At 70.3% G+C, this 16,357-nt stretch carries 18 protein-coding genes, 1 tRNA gene and 1 riboswitch; all 19 genes read right to left on the bottom strand.

All coding sequences use genetic code 11. The features are described from left to right. Positions 1-39: 39 nt before the first annotated feature. Positions 40-138, bottom strand: a riboswitch (glycine riboswitch). Between the two features lie 34 nt (positions 139-172). Further along, complete coding sequence (locus G6024_RS03405; protein WP_235027748.1) at positions 173-712, bottom strand: MerR family transcriptional regulator; 540 nt, start codon at positions 710-712, stop codon at positions 173-175. 350 nt (positions 713-1,062) lie between these two features. After that, complete coding sequence (locus tag G6024_RS03400; RefSeq protein ID WP_096907250.1) at positions 1,063-1,563, bottom strand: bifunctional nuclease family protein; 501 nt, start codon at positions 1,561-1,563, stop codon at positions 1,063-1,065. Positions 1,564-1,643: 80 nt separating this feature from the next. Continuing rightward, the gene (gene ftsR / locus G6024_RS03395; RefSeq protein ID WP_067715790.1) at positions 1,644-2,378 is read right to left on the bottom strand and encodes a transcriptional regulator FtsR; all 735 of its coding nucleotides are present in this window, start codon (positions 2,376-2,378) and stop codon (positions 1,644-1,646) included. Next, the gene (gene odhI, locus G6024_RS03390) at positions 2,375-2,794 is read right to left on the bottom strand and encodes an oxoglutarate dehydrogenase inhibitor Odhl (protein ID WP_172812138.1); all 420 of its coding nucleotides are present in this window, start codon (positions 2,792-2,794) and stop codon (positions 2,375-2,377) included. The genes ftsR and odhI overlap by 4 nt, the downstream gene beginning before the upstream one ends. Before the next feature lie 121 nt (positions 2,795-2,915). Next, positions 2,916-3,320: a glycine cleavage system protein GcvH gene (gene gcvH, locus G6024_RS03385; protein WP_067715784.1), complete on the bottom strand. Its 405-nt coding sequence runs from the start codon at positions 3,318-3,320 to the stop codon at positions 2,916-2,918. Between the two features lie 47 nt (positions 3,321-3,367). Beyond that, positions 3,368-4,132 carry a CDP-alcohol phosphatidyltransferase family protein gene (locus G6024_RS03380; protein WP_082923877.1) on the bottom strand — a complete coding sequence of 255 codons (765 nt, stop codon included), beginning with the start codon at positions 4,130-4,132 and terminating at the stop codon, positions 3,368-3,370. Beyond that, positions 4,129-6,426 carry an accessory Sec system translocase SecA2 gene (gene secA2 / locus G6024_RS03375; RefSeq protein ID WP_159148019.1) on the bottom strand — a complete coding sequence of 766 codons (2,298 nt, stop codon included), beginning with the start codon at positions 6,424-6,426 and terminating at the stop codon, positions 4,129-4,131. The genes G6024_RS03380 and secA2 overlap by 4 nt, the downstream gene beginning before the upstream one ends. 86 nt (positions 6,427-6,512) lie before the next feature. After that, complete coding sequence (locus G6024_RS03370) at positions 6,513-7,652, bottom strand: hypothetical protein (protein WP_119191637.1); 1,140 nt, start codon at positions 7,650-7,652, stop codon at positions 6,513-6,515. A gap of 115 nt (positions 7,653-7,767) precedes the next feature. Continuing rightward, positions 7,768-9,369, bottom strand: a complete 1,602-nt coding sequence (locus G6024_RS03365; protein WP_067715776.1) for a polyamine aminopropyltransferase — start codon at positions 9,367-9,369, stop codon at positions 7,768-7,770. A gap of 22 nt (positions 9,370-9,391) precedes the next feature. Then, a complete protein-coding gene (locus tag G6024_RS03360; RefSeq protein ID WP_067715773.1) occupies positions 9,392-9,844 on the bottom strand; it encodes a DUF350 domain-containing protein in 453 nt (150 codons plus the stop codon). A 43-nt stretch (positions 9,845-9,887) separates the two neighbouring features. Continuing rightward, complete coding sequence (locus tag G6024_RS03355; RefSeq protein WP_067715770.1) at positions 9,888-10,307, bottom strand: DUF4247 domain-containing protein; 420 nt, start codon at positions 10,305-10,307, stop codon at positions 9,888-9,890. Further along, positions 10,304-10,909, bottom strand: coding sequence for a DUF2617 family protein (locus tag G6024_RS03350; RefSeq protein WP_096905545.1), 606 nt, complete (start codon positions 10,907-10,909; stop codon positions 10,304-10,306). Before G6024_RS03350 ends, G6024_RS03355 begins: the two co-directional genes overlap by 4 nt. Continuing rightward, positions 10,906-11,532 carry a DUF4178 domain-containing protein gene (locus tag G6024_RS03345; RefSeq protein WP_067715765.1) on the bottom strand — a complete coding sequence of 209 codons (627 nt, stop codon included), beginning with the start codon at positions 11,530-11,532 and terminating at the stop codon, positions 10,906-10,908. The genes G6024_RS03350 and G6024_RS03345 overlap by 4 nt, the downstream gene beginning before the upstream one ends. A 174-nt stretch (positions 11,533-11,706) precedes the next feature. Further along, positions 11,707-11,780: transfer RNA gene (locus tag G6024_RS03340), tRNA-Pro, on the bottom strand. A 71-nt stretch (positions 11,781-11,851) separates the two neighbouring features. Beyond that, complete coding sequence (gene der, locus G6024_RS03335) at positions 11,852-13,318, bottom strand: ribosome biogenesis GTPase Der (RefSeq protein ID WP_067715763.1); 1,467 nt, start codon at positions 13,316-13,318, stop codon at positions 11,852-11,854. Continuing rightward, positions 13,315-14,043 (bottom strand): (d)CMP kinase, encoded by a 729-nt coding sequence (gene cmk, locus G6024_RS03330; RefSeq protein WP_067715760.1) that lies wholly within the window; start codon positions 14,041-14,043, stop codon positions 13,315-13,317. The genes der and cmk overlap by 4 nt, the downstream gene beginning before the upstream one ends. Further along, a complete protein-coding gene (locus tag G6024_RS03325; RefSeq protein WP_371517504.1) occupies positions 14,040-14,882 on the bottom strand; it encodes a pseudouridine synthase in 843 nt (280 codons plus the stop codon). The genes cmk and G6024_RS03325 overlap by 4 nt, the downstream gene beginning before the upstream one ends. After that, the gene (gene scpB / locus G6024_RS03320; RefSeq protein WP_067715754.1) at positions 14,806-15,519 is read right to left on the bottom strand and encodes an SMC-Scp complex subunit ScpB; all 714 of its coding nucleotides are present in this window, start codon (positions 15,517-15,519) and stop codon (positions 14,806-14,808) included. Before scpB ends, G6024_RS03325 begins: the two co-directional genes overlap by 77 nt. After that, positions 15,510-16,355: a segregation and condensation protein A gene (locus G6024_RS03315; RefSeq protein WP_067715751.1), complete on the bottom strand. Its 846-nt coding sequence runs from the start codon at positions 16,353-16,355 to the stop codon at positions 15,510-15,512. The genes scpB and G6024_RS03315 overlap by 10 nt, the downstream gene beginning before the upstream one ends. Positions 16,356-16,357: the final 2 nt, after the last annotated feature.

Genomic DNA, 16,357 nt, shown 5'->3' with positions numbered 1-16,357 from the left:
TGGGCGGGTGGTCTGTTCCACCGCTCTCCAGAGGCGTTAGGCGACTACACGGTCCGGGTGCCTGAGAGATTCTCGGAGAGGAGTTGCTCCTTCGGCGCCCACGGCCCGTAGGCCGCGGAGCTCTCCCGTGAGTCGCGTGAACGCACGGCCGAGTCTAGACCACCCGAGCCGATCAGCCCGTGCGGCGTGAGGCGCGTGCGCGCCGACGGGCCGCCAGTTCGTCCTCCACCGGCGTCAGGATGTCCTCCTCCGACACCGTCTCGGCGGGGAACTCGGCGATCGAGCCGGCGAGCTCACGCATCGCTCCCCCGATCCCGATCCCGAAGACACCCTGCCCGCCCTGCAGCAGGTCGAACACCTCCTCCTTGGAGGTGCACTCGAACACGGTGCGGCCGTCGGAGAACAGGGTGATGGTCGCCAGATCCTCCACACCACGTGAACGGATCTGGTCCACGGCCTTGCGGATGTTCTGCAGCGAGATGCCGGTGTCGAGCAGCTGCTTGACGATCTTCAGGACGAGGATGTCCTTGAACGAGTACAGGCGCTGGCTACCCGAGCCGGCCGCATTGCGGATCGACGGCACCACGAGGTCGGTGCGTGCCCAGTAATCGAGCTGCCGGTAGGTGATCCCGGCGATCTGGCATGCGATCGGGACCCGGTACCCGCTCGTGCCGTCCGGGATCCCGTCATCGGGGAACAACCCGGGCTGCACCTCGTCGAAGGAAGCCTGGGTGCCCTCTCCTCGGTCCCCGAAGAGACTCTCCGTGTTCGTATCGGCGACGGACGGCTCCGAGACCCGGGTGTGGTCGGCCACGATTGCTCCCTCAAGCTGCGGGTGTCGCCACGATCGTGACGACACGGTACCGGGCGACGAGGCCCGGATCCTGGACGCGTGAACACCATCGGTGTAGTTCACTGAGGGCAACGCTATGCCCGCCGGGGGCCCTGATCAATAGGACACGCGGTAAACCTCAACCTCAAGTTGAAGTTTAGAGTCTGTCCTGACCTGCGAACTGGTATCGGTGTGGCCACTGTGAATGCCAAACTCGCAGGTCGCAGGCGTCAGGACGATGACCCGCCCGGTTCTCTGGGCGCCTCCGGTCCGCCGAGAAAATCGTCAGGGTTCACCTGATCGAGGAACTCCCGGAAGGCTTCGACCTCTTCCTCGCCCTGCTCCACGAGGGAGATCCCCACCTCGTCGAGCACCTCCCGGCTCACGAGTACCGGCGAGGAGGTCCGCAGTGCAACCGCCACCGCGTCGGACGGGCGCGCGGACACCCTCGTGTCGCCGAAGACCAACTCCGCGAAGAACGTCCCCTCGGACACTCCGATGATCTCCACCTGCTCCAGCGGATGCGAGAAGGTGTCCAGTAGCGCGGCCACGAGGTCGTGGGTCAGCGGCCTGCTCGGCCGCACCCCCTGCTGTTGGAGGCTGATCGCCGCGGCTTCGGCCGCCCCGATCCAGATCGGTACGTACCGGCCACCGTCCTTCTCGTGCAGGATCAGTACGGGTGCGTACTCCGGCTCCTCGAAACGGACGCCGACGATGTCGACCTCGCGCATGTTCTTTCCCATGTTCTCCGCCTCTCCCACGTCTCAAGCGTAGCCCCGATCCGGTTCACCGCGAGCGGGCGCTGTCCCTGTCAGGACTCGAGGGCGTGCCTCACGGCGACGGTCACCAGGGTCGAATGGAGCGACACCGACAGTGCCGCGATCTCCCGCGCCAACTCCGCGGCCCGGTCACGGGCATCGGCATCGCCCTGGCGGGCCACCGGGCCGGCGATCTGGGTGATCAAGCCGGTCTGCCGATCCGCCGCCGTGCGGAAACCCCTGAGGTGGCGCACGTCCACCCCGTGCCCGGCCAGATCGTGCGCGGTCCGCGCCACCAGGACCGCTTCCGGGTCGAAGAAGCCGCCGGGCCCCGCCGCGATCAGGCCGGCGTCGATCAAGGCGTCGACCAGTGCGGCGTCCACCCCGGACTGCTCGACCACGTTCTCGCGGGTGAGCCTCTTCAGGGTGTCGCTCCGGAAATCGTCCGGGGCGGAGCCGGGGACGCCGTCCTCACCCGACCGGGGCCGCAGCGCGGTGGTCGACCCGTCGGCGATGCCGGCGTCCAGTGCGTCGAGTTCCTGCCGGATCACCTTGAGCGGCAGGTACCGATCGCGCTGGGCGGTCAGTACGTACCGCAGGCGCTCGCGGTCCTCGACGCTGAACCGCCGGTATCCGCTCGCCGTGCGCTCAGGGGTGACCAGCCCCTCGTTCTCGAGGAACCGGACCTTCGACACCGTCAGGTCCGGGAACTCCGGACTCAGAAGTGCGATGACGCCCCCGATGGAGAGGTACTCCTCCCTCGGGGCGCCCTGTCCGGCGGCGGTCACTGCCCGGGCGTACCCGTCAGGAAGACGAGACGGAACTTGCCGATCTGGACCTCGTCGCCGTTGGACAGCGACGCCGAGTCCACGGGCTCACGATTGACGTAGGTACCGTTCAGCGACCCCACGTCGACGACGGTGAAGGTCTCGCTCTCGCTCCGGAACTCGGCGTGCCGCCGGCTCACCGTCACGTCGTCGAGGAAGATGTCGCTGTCCGGGTGCCGTCCCGCGGACGTGGTGGCCTGGTCGAGCAGGAACCTCGACCCCGCGTTGGGGCCACGCTTGACCACGAGCAGCGCCTGCCCCTCGGGGAGCCCCTCGACACCGGTGACGGCGGAGTCGGACTGGGCCGCCTGCTGGTCGGATTCGTTGAGGAGCTCGGCACGGAACACCGAGGTGGTCTCGGCGGTCGCCTCGGGCATGTTCTTGTTCTCGGTCACGTTCGTATCTCCTCGTCCGAGCCCAGCGGGGGCTCACCGTGCGGTGCTGTTGATTCTATGTCGGAGTCCCCGGTCGCGGGGCCCGGGGGCGGCGACTACCCGCTCAGCCCTCGGTGATCTTGGCGTACCCGTCCGAATCGAGGGTCTGCTCGAGCTGGGACTCCAGGTCGTCCACATCGGCGATCTCGAGGACGACGATCCACCCCTCACCGTACGGATCCGAGTTGACCAGTTCGGGAGACGTCTCGAGGGCGGTGTTGACCTCGACGACCTTGCCGCTCAGTGGCGCGTAGAGGTCGGACACGCTCTTCGGCGACTCGACCTCACCGAAGGGCTCACCCGACTCGGTCTCCCCACCGACGTCCGGGAGTTGGACGAACACGATGTCGCCCAACTTGGACTGCGCGTACTCGGTGATTCCGATGCGCACGCGGGTGTCCGACACCCGCTCCACCCACTCGTGCTCATCGGTGTACCGGAGCTGGTCGGGGATGTTCTGATCGCTCACTGACGCGCCCTTCTCGAGTGGCTCACTTCGAATTCCATCTGGCGACATTACACACCGTCGGGCGCCCCCACATCAGCCGATCGGACCCCGCGCGGGCGAACCGCCCGCGCGATCCTCGACGCCTGCCAGACGTAGATGCCCCCACTCCAGGCGTACAGGCCGACACCCCAGTACAGGCACGCCTCCCCCACGAGTTCGAAGGCCTGGCCTCCCGGTACTCCGGCGTGGCCGGTCAGCAGCAGTGGGAGCGACCAGAACAGGGCGAAGGTCGCCGCCTTGCCCAGATAGGTGACCTCGGGGTCCAGCCCGCGCCGGCGATAGACCGGGAGCGTGGCCGTCAGTAGGAGATCACGCGCGATCAGCACCACCACGATCCACACCGGGATGTATCCCGCCACGGCGAAGGAGACGGGGACGGCGGCGACGAGGATCCTGTCGGCGATCGGGTCCAGACGCTCGCCCCAGGTGGAGCGCATGTTCCACAGGCGGGCGATCTTGCCGTCGAGCCAGTCCGACACCACCAGCACCCCGAGGAGCCACAACGCCAGGGGTGGGTCATCCCACGCCAGGATGCTCAGCACGAGGACCGGGATCAGGGCGATGCGCCCCAGGGAGATCGCGTTGGGCAACGTCCAGAACCGGTCGCTGACCTCCGGAACCCTCGCGGGCGTATCGGGCCCCAGGCCGGGCGGGACCGCCGCGGACAGGTGGCCGTCCCGCGGCGGGGGGATCCTGGCCCCGAGGACCTTGCCCTCGCCGGTCCGCCATTCCCGGAGGTCGGTCTCCCGTCGACCGTCACGCGCCGCACTCATCGGAACGTCGACATCATCCCGGAGAAGACGTTCCCGCCGGCCGCCATCGGGTTGTCGTGGACCATGTAGGTCCAGGTCGAGGTGGGCCGTGCCATGGAATTGGCCTCGAGGTCCACCCCGGAGGCGGTGAACTCGATCTCGGCGAACGTGGCCTCGGACTTGCGGACCGCGTCGGAGGCGAGATCGCGGAAGTGGTCGATCGCGATCCGGTGGAACTCGTCGAGGGGGTTCTCGCGTCCCAGCGCGCGGAGGTGGATCGATTCGCGGACGTCGTTCATCGTCTCGAGATGTCGCGCCCAACCACGGTCGAGATGCCACAGCATGATCTCGCGGCATCCCTGCACCACGGCGTCGCGGCCGTGCGCCTCCACCAGTCGGGCACTCCGTTCGGGATCATGTGCCGTGAGTTCCTCGAACGCCTTGTCCGTGCGGAGCAGCGCGGCACGTCGCTCGGCGAGGATGTCGCGCTGCTCGGCGAGGAGACGACTGTAGCGCCAGGTGTTGGCGTGGATCTCCAGCATCTGCCCCTCGGTCACCCGCTGGGCGTGATCGACGGCGTCGCGCCCGCGATTGCCCTTGAGCAACCCGGACATCCTGTCGTGGCTGGTCGGGATCTTTTCGGGTTCGAGCGCCGAGGTCACCACGGGGTCGTCCATGGCGGCGAAGAACACCGAGCTGCCCGGGTCGCCCTGACGCCCCGCCCGTCCCCTGAGCTGGTTGTCGAGCCGCTCGGTCCGGTGCCGTCCGGTACCCACCACGTGGAGACCGCCGAGTTCCACGACCTCGTCGCGTCGGGCCTCGTCGGAACCGCCGAGGCGGATGTCCGTCCCGCGCCCGGCCATCTGGGTGGAGACGGTGACGTTGCCGACGTCACCGGCCTCGGCGACGATGGCCGCCTCCTCCTCGTCGTTCTTGGCGTTGAGGACCGAGCACTCGACCCCCTTCTCGGCGAGCCGTGCGGCCAGTTCCTCGGACTCGGCCACGTCGTGGGTGCCCACCAGGACCGGCTGACCGGTGGCGTGGACAGCAGCGATGTGTTCGACCAGCGCGCGGGTCTTGCTGTCGGTGTCGATGTAGGTGCGGTCGGCCTCGTCGAACCGGATGTTCGGGGCGTTGGGGTCGATCCGGGACACGCCCAGGGAGTAGAACTCGCGCAACTGGGCACCCGCCGCCAGCGCGGTGCCGGTCATCCCGCATACCTTGTCGTACCGGCCGATGAACGCCTGGACCGTGATGCTGTCCAGGATCTGCCCCGCCTCGGACACCGCGACGCCCTCCTTGGCCTCCACGGCGGCCTGGAGCCCGTCCGGCCACCGCTGGAGCTCGGCCACCCGTCCGCGGGACGCGTTGACGAGCTGCACCCGTCCGTCGCGGACGATGTAGTCCACGTCCCTACGCAGCAGGAAGCACGCGTGGAGCGCGACGTTGACCTGGACCAGGGTCGTACCGACGTGGTCGGCGTCGTAGAGGTCGGGGATGCCGAGCTCGGTCTCGATGGCCTCGGCGCCGTCGTCGGTGAGGAAGATGTTGCGGCGGTCGGCGTCGGTCTCGTAGTGCCGACCCGGTCGCAGCTTGCGCACCGCGGCCAGGACCTCACCTGTCGGCGCCTCCCCGGAGGTCGAGCCGGCCAGGACCAGCGGCACGAGCGCCTCGTCCACCAACACCGAATCGGCCTCGTCCACCAGGGCCACGTCGGTGGTCGGGGCGATGAGATCCGCGGGGTCGGTCACCAACTGTTCGCGGAGGACGTCGAACCCGATCTCGGAGACCGAGCCGTACGTGACATCGCAGGAATAGGCGATACGTCGCTCGTCGCGCGTCGAGGACTCCGTCACGTGGCCGACCGAGAGCCCGAGCATTTCGAACATCGGCCCCATCCAGCGCGCGTCCCGGGCGGCGAGATAGTCGTTGACCGAGATGACGTGCACCGTGTGGCCCTGGAGGGCGTAGCCGGCGGCGGCCACCGCCCCCGAGAGTGTCTTGCCCTCGCCGGTCGCCATCTCGACGACATCGCCGGCGAACATCCGCAACGCTCCCTGGAGCTGGACGCCGAACGGCCTCAGACCGACGGTCCGGGTGGCGGACTCCCTCGCCAACGCGAGGAACCGGGCGAGATCCTCGGGCGGATCACCGAAGAGCTGCAGCCCGTGCGCGGCGTCCGCGAACTCGTCGTCGTCCAGTCCTGCCGCCCACTCGTCGAACCCGTGCGACATCTCGACCGCGCTCTGCGCGCGCGAGGTGTCGCGTCCCTGGGTGGAGCCCATGAGCTTCCAGAAGCGGTTGGCCAGTCCCACGCGTGGAGTCCTTCCCGGTGACGAACAGATGCTCCCACCGTACGCAGGGGGACGCCGTCGGGGACGCGCCCCTCCGGTCGCGGCGTCTAGCGGTCGGGGTCGATCTGGCCGCGCAACCTCCGCATGGCCTCCGTCGAGAGCATCCGGTCACCCGCGCGCGCCGCCAGATGCTCGGCCGCCACATCCGCCGGGGAGGGACGGTAGGGGGTCGAGGGCGACGCCACACCGTTGTCACGGGCGATGCCGGCGAGACGGTCCGCCTCCGCCACCGCGGCCTCGGCCCGCGACTCCACCGACTCGACGAGCTCCCGGAACGCGACCGCCCTGTCGACGACCTCCGCCCACACCTCGTCGATGGAGACGCCCATACCGGTCAGAGTGGTGAAACCGTCGCTCGCCGGCGGCACCCCGGCCGTGGCCGCGGCCTCGCGCAGTCGGCACAGATCCCCGGCGAGGCCGACCACCTCGGATTCGGCGTCGAACTGCAGCCGGATCTCCTCCACCGACCGTCCGCCCCGCGAGTACGCGCGGTACAGACGGTCGTACAGACCACCGACCTCCATGAGGGTTGCCGTATACATCTCGGGAATCCGACGCCGGTCCGCGCGGATGTGCGGGAGCGAGGGAAGGGACTGCACCACCGACTGCACCCGTGGTGGCAACACCACCCGGCCCATCTCCCGCTGCCCTCTGGCCGCTGCGACCGTCCCGAGCTCCGCGAGGGTCCGGGGCACGAGCGGGACGGGGGCCATGGTCGGCGTCGATGCCAGGGCGTCGAACAACCGGCCACGGTCATCGGTGTCCAGGTGCACACCGCGCCGCCGGTCGGCGCGGATGTCCTTGACCCGGAAAGCCCAGACGCCGGAACCCCGGGTGAACCCGGTCCGCAGGACGAGGTACTTCCGGTCGAGATCTGCGAGTCGGGTCCGCAGCGCCATGCGCAACATGGAGGGCACCGGGGTGCCGAGGATCCGCCTCAGATCGTGGCGCTGCTCCTCGATGATCCGGAGCTGGTGGAATCCGTTCACCGTCGGGAACGGCAGATTGCGGTGCATCCGGGCCAGGACGACGTCGCCGATGCAGGGTTCGATCAGCCCGCAGGCGACGAGCAGAGCCGCCCGGTCGGACAACTCTGCCACAGGGGCCTGCCCCTCCCCCCGGCACATGCGGTCGATATCGGACACGATCCGGTCCCGTGCCGTCTGTGGCGTGCGCTCGTCGGCCATGCCCCTCCTCGCCCGCGCGTCCGGCGCGCGGCTCTTCTCACGGGATACCTATCGGTTACAACGGTAGGCCCCGGCCCCGTGTTCCCCCGCGGGGGGCAGGCCGGCTCCGCACCGGTCAGCGTTCATAGCCACGTCGGGCGTCATCGAGGATCCGGGGCCGGTCGAGTGTGGAGGGCTCGAGTCGCATCGGGGCCACGTCGCGACCGAACCGGCCGGCTGCCTCGAGGGTCCCCTGGTCGAGGTATCGCAGGCCGGTGACGTCGGGCCGCAGTCGGAGATCCGGGGCGTCACCGTCGGCCGAGGCCAGGACGAAACCCCAGTCCCCGAACGTCGGGACGTGAACGTGGTACGGGGTCGTGCCCCATCCCGCGGAATCGACTGTCGACACCGTCCGCCAGAACTGCCGCGGTGTGGAGAACGGGCTCCCCGATTGGACGACCATGAGGCCGTCATCGCCGGTGACCCCGCGCACGAGGCCGTAGAACTCCTCGGAATACAGGCGGGACAGCGCGGCGTTGCGCGGGTCCGGCAGATCCACGAGCACCGCCCCGAAGCCGCCCGGCGGCACGGCGCCGTCGCCGCCCCGGCGCAGCCACGCGAAGGCGTCGTCGACCACCACCTCGACGCGCGGGTCGTCGAGGGAACCCCGGTTGTCCGCGCGCAGCTCGGTGCGGGCGATCTCCAGCACGGCCGGGTCGAGCTCCACCTGGACCACTCGCCGAACGCCCGGCACGGCCAGGAGGTCTCGGGCCGCCAGACCGTCGCCGCCGCCGAGTACCAACACGTCGCCGGGCCGCTCGGCCATCGCGGGCTGGACCAGCGCCTCGGTGTACCGGTACTCGTCCAGACTCGAGTACTGGAGCGTGCCGTCGAGGTACAGACGGCGGTCCGTGCGGCCGTTGTACCTCGCTCTGGTGACGACGATCTCCTGGTAGGCGGACTGGGTGTGGGAGAGCACCGGGTCCGGGTACAGCTTGGACCGCGACCACTCGGTGACGTCGTCGAGCGCGACGAGCAGCGTGCCCAGCAGAGCCGCGACCAGCGCGAGCGACAACGCCGCTACGGCAGTCTGCGTCCGGGTCAGCAGACCCCGCAACGCGAGCGCGAGCAGCACGGCCGCGGCGGCCACGTTGACCACCCCCGTGATGGCGGCGGCCTGCTGCATCCCGAACGACGGCAGGAGCAGGAACGGCCACAGCAGTCCCCCGACGAGCGCCCCCAGGTAGTCGGCGGCGTTGAGATCGGCCAGTACCCGGCCGGCCTCGGCCGACCCGGTCCGGCGGCCGGTCTGCAGCAGGGACATGAGCAGTGGCACCTCTGCGCCCACCAGCACGCCGATCGCGGCGGTGGCCACCACCAGCGTCACCAACGACGCCGAGTCCGACCCCAGGGTCGTGAAGGTCACATAGAGCGCCGTGGCCGACGCCCCACCGACGAGCCCCAGCGTCGACTCGACGGCGACGAAGCTCGACGCCGGGCGGTCGACGAACGGCTTGGCCAGCAATGCGCCGAGGCCGAGGGCCGCGACGTACCCGGCCACCACGAGACTCGTGGCGACGATCCCTCCGCCCTGGACTGTCGTCGCGAGCGTGAGGAGGGCGAGCTCGTAGATGAGCCCGCAGGCGGCGCACGCGGCGACGGAGGCCAGCACGACAGGACGCCACCAGCGGCCGGCGCGCGGCGGGGGTTCTCCGGCAGGGTCCGCCTCCGTCGGCACGGGAACCGCCGTGCCGACCTCGTCAGGCAATGGCGGCCGCGTTCACGGCGGAGACGGCGAGGAGTGTGGCCGCGACGGCGAGTGCGGCGGTGCTGAACCGTGGCGCGCCGACGAGGTCGCGGAACCTGCCGGGGACCAGCAGTTCCAGGATCACCAGGGTGACGGCCTGGAAGATCACGCCGAGCAGGCCGTAGACGGCGACGTCGATCAGGCCCAACACCAGGGAGTCCGAGGCGTTGGTCATCACGGTGACGACGATGATCGCGAGGGAGAACGCCGAGGACACGAACAGCGCCGCGGCGTTGGGACGGTGGTCGACGAACACGTGGTGGCGCAGGCTGCCCGGCGTCAGCAGGTCGAGCATGACGAAACCCAGCGCCAGGACCAGGGCGCCGACGCCGAAGTACGCCAGCGACACCCCGATCCCGTCCAGGAGTTCGGGTACGTGGTCGGCGGTTCCGGCGGCGATGGTCACCGTGTCTCCTCGGGGTTCGGGTGATCTGTGGGCGTCTCGTGGGTCACTTCACGCCGACCCCGCCGGAGCTGCCCCCGGCGGACCGCGCCGGGCTGCCCGGCCCGAAGGCCCCGCCGAGGAAGATGAAGCCTCCGGAACGGAGCGTGCGCGAGTTCTCGTCGAGCTGGACACGACAGGCGAGATCGCCGGAGCGGCCGACGACAATCATGTCGTCCCCGTACCTCAGGTACCGGGTGTCCTCGTTCAGCTGGTCGGCGTCCGGCCGCTCGTGGTTGCTGATGTCCCTCGCCGTGGAGTCCCGGTCGCCCCGGCACTCGTAGGTCTGGGACGCGCCGGCCACCGGGGAGTAGTTCTCACGGACATAACGCACGGCATTCGTGCCGGACCCCACCAGGACGAGGCCCAGCAGGACCGCGCACAGTCCGGCGACGAGCGCGATGATCCACCCGCGGTAGGGCTTCACGAGGCCACCCCCTCTGCAACGTCCACCCCAGCGCCGGCCAGCCCGGCGACGTGCACCCCGGCGACGTGCAACCGGGACGTGGTGGCGACGACGTCGCCACCGCTCTCCCCGGAGTCGTCTCCAGCCGGGTAGAGATGCCAGGTGTCCCACGACCAGCCCGTGTCGTCCGGCGTCGGAGCCACCACCGTGAGCGCCCCGTCAGAGCCCGGGAACCGTCCCGCGAGCACGGTCGGATCGGCAGCCGCGAGCGACGTCAGTCGCTCCACGACCGCCCCGAAGTCGGCGGCGGCGAGGGTCTCGGTGGTCCCGCGCAGATGGTGGACACCCCACGGACCGGGAAAGGACTCCTCGGCCGGCAGAGGCGCCCCGCCGTCTGCCGTTGCGCGGCAGGACACCTCCTCGGTCATCGCGTCGCGTCCGTCGATCATCAGCGTCACCGCGTGTGACGCCCCGAGGATGGACAGGCGTAGAGCGCTGTCGAGTGCGGGGTGCTCGAGAACGGTGGAGACGAGGGCGTTCCGCTCGGGCGTCACGCCGACCCGGTAACCCAGTGCCGCGGCCGCCACATCACTCGGTTCCGTGGCGAGGTCGTGGACGGTCACCGTCTGTAGTCCGGGTCGCCGGCGACGGGGGGCGCCGGGTAGACGGTCAGCTCACCCCGGGACATCGGGCGTCCGGAGGAGACCTCCCAGCCGGCCCCGTCCCAGTCCTCGAAGGACAGCAGCGAGCTGCCGTCCCCGGTACGCATGTCCTGGTACCGCATCCGGCCGCGCTCGGGCAGACCGGTGGTTCCCTCGCACGAGTACTCCGCCTCACCCGACTCCTCGAGCCGATGGACCCGATCGTCGACGATCACCTCGGATCCGGGGCTGACGCCGAGTCCCTTGCGGGTGTTCCACCAGGTGAGCTCGAGGGTTCCCTCGTCCTCCTCGACGCCCAACCACTGCGCTCCGTCGCCGCCCTCCAGGAGATGCTCCCACCAGATATACGGGCCCTGGCGAAGGGTGACCGAGCCGCGGACCACATAGTCGATGCCGCCGTAGGAGACGATCGCACCGGGGCCGAGCTCTCGCGGGCCGAAGCCGTGGACCGGCCGGTCGGCGGCGAGCGGGTCGAGGCGGGGTCCGGCCGCCTCGGGCTTCGTGCCACCCCGTGCCTTGACGATGATCCCGACGACCGCGATCACCGCGACTACCAGCCCCGCTATGACGAGTAGCTCTCCCACCGCGCGCTCACTCCTGGATCGAAGACTGACGGTCGACCCGGGTCGCCGTTTCGTGACCAGGCCAGGCTAACGCACCCCGGATTCTGCGGGCGTGACCCGCCGCTTGAACCGGAGTGAACCGCGGAAATGGACTCAGAGCCGGTCCCCCTCTCGGGAAACCGGCCCTGATCTGTGTCGGGCTGACAGGATTTGAACCTGCGACCCCTTGACCCCCAGTCAAGTGCGCTACCAAGCTGCGCCACAGCCCGTCCGCCACCGCGGCTCGCGCGGCGACTCGATTACCCTAGCGCACCGGTTCCGTCGGACTCCAATCGGCAGGTCACTTGCGCTGTCGACGCTCCTTGACCCGCACGTTCACCCGGACCGGGGAACCATCGAAGCCGAAGGTCTCACGGAGGCGACGCTCGAGGAAGCGCCGGTACCCGGCCTCGAGGAACCCCGTGGAGAAGAACACGAACGTCGGGGGCCGGGTGGTGGCCTGGGTGCAGAACCTGATCCGCGGCAGACGACCACCACGCATGGGCGGCGGGGTCGCGGCGACGACCTCGCTCATCCACGTGTTGAGGGGCCCGGTGGGGATCCGCTTGTCCCAGGAGTCCAGCGCCGTCTCCATCGCGGGCACGAGCTTGGCCAAGGCGCGGCCGGTCCTGGCCGAAATGTTGACCCGGTGGGCCCAGCTCAGCACCCGGGACAGTTCGCGGTCGATCTCCTTGTCGAGGTCGTACCGCCGGTCCTCGTCGACCAGGTCCCATTTGTTGAAGGCGATCACCAGCGCCCGGCCGGCGTCGGCGACCATCGAGATCACCCGCAGGTCCTGCTCGGTGATGGGCTCCGAGGCGTCGAGGAGCAGGACGACGACCTCGGCCGCCTCGATCGCGCCACGGGTACGCAGAGAGGCGTAGTACTCGTGACCGTAGGCCTGGTTGACCTTGCGGCGCAGGCCGGCGGTGTCGACGAACCGCCAGGTGCGTCCCCCGAGCTCCACGAGCGAGTCGACGGGGTCGACGGTGGTGCCGGCGACGTTGTCGACCACGGAGCGCTCCTCGCCGGTCAGCTTGTTGAGCAGGCTCGACTTGCCGACGTTGGGCTTGCCGACGAGCGCGACGCGCCGCGGCACGTCGGTGGCCTCGCGCATCCTCGCCTTGGACGGCAGCTGCCGGAGGATCTCGTCGAGGAGATCCGCCGTGCCGCGACCGTGGGCGGCGGAGATGGCGTGGGGCTCGTCCAGGCCGAGGGACCAGAACTCGGCCGCCTCCAGTTCGGCCTTCTCACTGTCGACCTTGTTGACGGCGAGGATGACCGGGGTGTCGGACCGACGCAGGCTCTTGGCCACCGTGGCGTCGGCGGCGGTGATGCCCACCGTGCCGTCGCACACCAGCACGATGAGGTCGGCCGTGCCCATGGCGATCTCGGCCTGCTGCGCGATGGAGCGGTGCATGCCCTTGGCGTCCTGCTCCCAGCCACCGGTGTCCTGCACCATGAAGGTGCGGCCGTTCCACAGCGCCTCGTAGGAGACCCGGTCGCGCGTGACGCCCGGGACGTCCTCGACGACGGCCTCCCGGCGGCCGATGATGCGGTTCACCAGGGTGGACTTGCCGACGTTGGGTCGGCCGACGATCGCGACGGTGGGCAGGATCTCCACGCCCTCGGTCACGGCCCCGATCTCGTCGGCGAACTCCGCGGCGACCGCCTCCCAGTCGGTGTCGTCGTTCCAGCCGTCCTCGATGGTCTCCTCGCCGGGCCCGGTGGGCAGGTCGAAGTCGGTGCTGTCCTCGTTGGTGGTCACAGTGCGGTCCCTTCTGCGGTGGCGCCGTGCGACGCGTGGATTCCCTCGGCGAGCGCGACCAGGCGGTCGAGCACCTCGTCGAGGGTCAGGTCGGAGGTGTCGATGACGACCGCGTCGTCGGCAGGCCTCAGGGGGCTCGCGGCGCGCGTGGAGTCCTTGCGGTCGCGTTCGATGACGGCGGCCAGCACCTCGTCGTAGTCGGCCCTGCGGCCGGCGGCCAGGTCCTGGTCGGTGCGGCGCCGGGCCCGCACCTCCGGGCTGGCGGTGAGGTAGACCTTCACCTCGGCGTCCGGCAGCACGACTGTGCCGATGTCACGCCCCTCGAGGACGACGGTGCCCCCGCTGGCGGCCAGCCGTCGCTGCAGGAGGACCAGGTTCTGGCGGACCTCGGGCACGGCGGACACCGCCGAGACCGCAGCCGTGACGCGGGCGGTGCGGATCTCCTCGCTGACGTCCTCACCGGCGAGCAGGACGCGCTCGGCTCCGGCGTCGGTGCCGATCTCCAGAGGCAGGTCGGCCGTGGCGGCGATCACGGCGGCCGCGTCCTCCGGGTCGATCCCGGCGCGCAGGACCTGCAGGGTCGCCACCCGGTACATCGCGCCGGTGTCGAGGTACGCGCCGCCGATACGCCGTGCCAGGGTGCGGGCCAGGGTGGACTTCCCGGTGCCGGCGGGGCCGTCGATCGCGATACGTCGACGCGCGGCCGGGGCGCTCGGGGCGCTCACAGGCCTACCGCCTCGTACAGGTCGGAGACCTCTTTGCGGCCCAGCTTGCGGAAGGTGCCCGCGCGCTGGTCACCGAGCGCGATGGCCCCGAACCGGGTCCGGACGAGCGCCTCGACCGGGTGCCCGACCTCGGCGAGCAGCCGCCGGACGATGTGCTTGCGACCCTCGTGGAGCACGACCTTGACCAGCGAGCGCCCGTCGTGGACGTCGAGGATCGAGAACTGGTCGACCTTGGCGGGTCCGTCCTCCAGGGTCACCCCGGCGCGCAGCTGCTTGTTGACGCCCTTACCCACGACGCCGGTGACGGTCGCCATGTAGGTCTTGGAGACCTCGTAGGACGGGTGCATGAGGCGGTGCGCCAGCTCCCCGTCGTTGGTCACCAGGAGCAGCCCCTCGGTCTCGGCGTCGAGACGCCCGACGTGGAACAGCCGCTGCCCGGCGTCCACGCGGTCCGCGACGAGGTCGCCGACACAGGGCCGGCCCTTCTCGTCGGACATGGTGGTGTGGTAGCCGCGGGGCTTGTTCAGTGCGAGGTAGACCAGGGTGTCGTCCAGGACGATGCGGGTGCCGTCCACGCGGATGACCGCCGTGGCGGGGTCGACCTTGACGCCCATCTCGCGCACCTTCTTGCCGTCGACCTCCACCCGTCCCCGGGCGATGAGCTCTTCGGAGGCCCGGCGGGAGGCGACCCCGGCCTGGGCCAGGATCTTCTGGAGGCGGACCGGTGCGCCGTCTCGGCCAGCGGATTCAGTCATGAAAACGTCACATCTCTTCGTCGTCGTCTCGGGGAGTGGGGTCGGGCGCCGCGGTTCGGCGCCGCCCCAGTGGGATCCGCGGATCGTCCGCGGGGTCGTCGCTCATCTCGTCGACCAGGTCGACATCCGGCAGCAACGGGGCGATGTCCGGCAGCTCGTCGAGCGACGTGAGTCCCAATCTTTCCAGAAATAGCTCTGTGGTCCTATACAGGATGCCCCCGGTGTCCGCATCTGTGCCGCATTCCACCGCCAGCCCGCGCGCCACAAGTGTCCTCATCACGCCGTCGACGTTCACCCCGCGGACCGCCGCGACCCGCGACCGGGTGACCGGCTGCCGGTAGGCGATCACGGCGAGGGTCTCCAGCGCGGCCCGGGTCAGCGTGGACCGGGTGCCGTCCGTGAGGAGCCGTTCCACGTACGGCGCCAGGTCTCGGCGGGTGTAGAGACGCCAGCCGTCGGCGCTGCGACGCAGGTCCATCCCGCTCCCCGCGGCCGTGAGCTCGTCGCGCCACGCCCGCAGCTCGGCCTCGACCTCGGCCGCCGTCGACCCGGCGGCCGCGGCCAGTGCACTCTCCGGTGTCGGTTGGTCCACCACCAGCACCAGGGCCTCGAGCCGGGCACGGAGCGGCGGCCCCTCTGGCTCCGGCACACCGGGCTCGTCGTCGTCCCCGATCGCCACCGGCTCGGGGGCGCCGGGCCCCGACACGTCGCTCACGTCCACTCGTCCCTTCCCTTCGTCACCTCGTCGGCGTCCACGCCCGTCCACCTCACCAACAGGTCCCCCAGTGCCTCGTCCTGGGCGAGCGCGACCGCGCGCGCCCGGTACAACTCCAACAGGGCGAGGAACCTGGCGACGACGACGAGGGAGTCGTCGCACCCCGTGATCAGGTCGCGGAAGTCCACCCACCGACCCTCGCCGTGGAACTTCAACAGCTCGAGGACGCGGCCCGCCTGCTCGGGGACCGAGACGACGGGAGCGTGGATGTGCCCCACCCCCACCTCGTCGACCGGCCGTGGCCGGAACGCGACCGCGGCGATGGTGGCGAACTGGTCGGGATCCACCCCGAGCTCCACCTCGGGGAGCAGTCCCAGGAACTCCTCGTCGGGCCCGGCGGTCCTCGGGTACGCGTGTCGCGCGGTGCGGTCGAGCTCACCGAACAGCTCCGCGACCTGACGGAACGCCCGGAACTGCAGCAGGCGGGCGAAGAGCATGTCCCGGGCCTGGAGCAGGGCCAGGTCCTCGGGATCCTGGACCTCGCCGGACGGGACGAGTCGGGCCGTCTTGAGGTCGAGCAGTGTCGCCGCGACGACCAGGAACTCGGTGACCTCCTCGAGCCCGGCCTCCGTGCCCAGGCGGCGGGTGTGCGCGATGAACTCGTCGGTGACGGCGTGGAGGGCCACCTCCGTGACGTCGAGGCGCTTGGAGTCGATGAGCCCCAACAGCAGGTCGAACGGACCGGTGAAGTTGGTCAGGTGGACGGTGAACGCCCGCGGGTCCCCGACCTCCGTCGCCGACCCGACCGGGTCCTGACCCGACGGGGGCCCGACGCCGGTCACCG

It is taken from the genome of Dietzia maris, from assembly GCF_014144855.1.
In the GTDB taxonomy this organism is placed as follows: domain Bacteria; phylum Actinomycetota; class Actinomycetes; order Mycobacteriales; family Mycobacteriaceae; genus Dietzia; species Dietzia kunjamensis.
The sequence above is the reverse complement of the archived record's forward strand: the minus strand, read 5'-3'. Positions and strand labels throughout refer to the sequence as shown.

Bases quoted from the DNA above. Each gene is read 5' to 3' on its own strand.
- G6024_RS03400 (WP_096907250.1), bottom strand. From the start codon at position 1,563: ATGCGCGAGGTCGACATCGTCGGCGTCCGTTTCGAGGAGCCGGAGTAC.
- odhI (WP_172812138.1), bottom strand. From the start codon at position 2,794: ATGCCCGAGGCGACCGCCGAGACCACCTCGGTGTTCCGTGCCGAGCTC.
- G6024_RS03380 (WP_082923877.1), bottom strand. From the start codon at position 4,132: ATGAGTGCGGCGCGTGACGGTCGACGGGAGACCGACCTCCGGGAATGG.
- G6024_RS03370 (WP_119191637.1), bottom strand. From the start codon at position 7,652: ATGGCCGACGAGCGCACGCCACAGACGGCACGGGACCGGATCGTGTCC.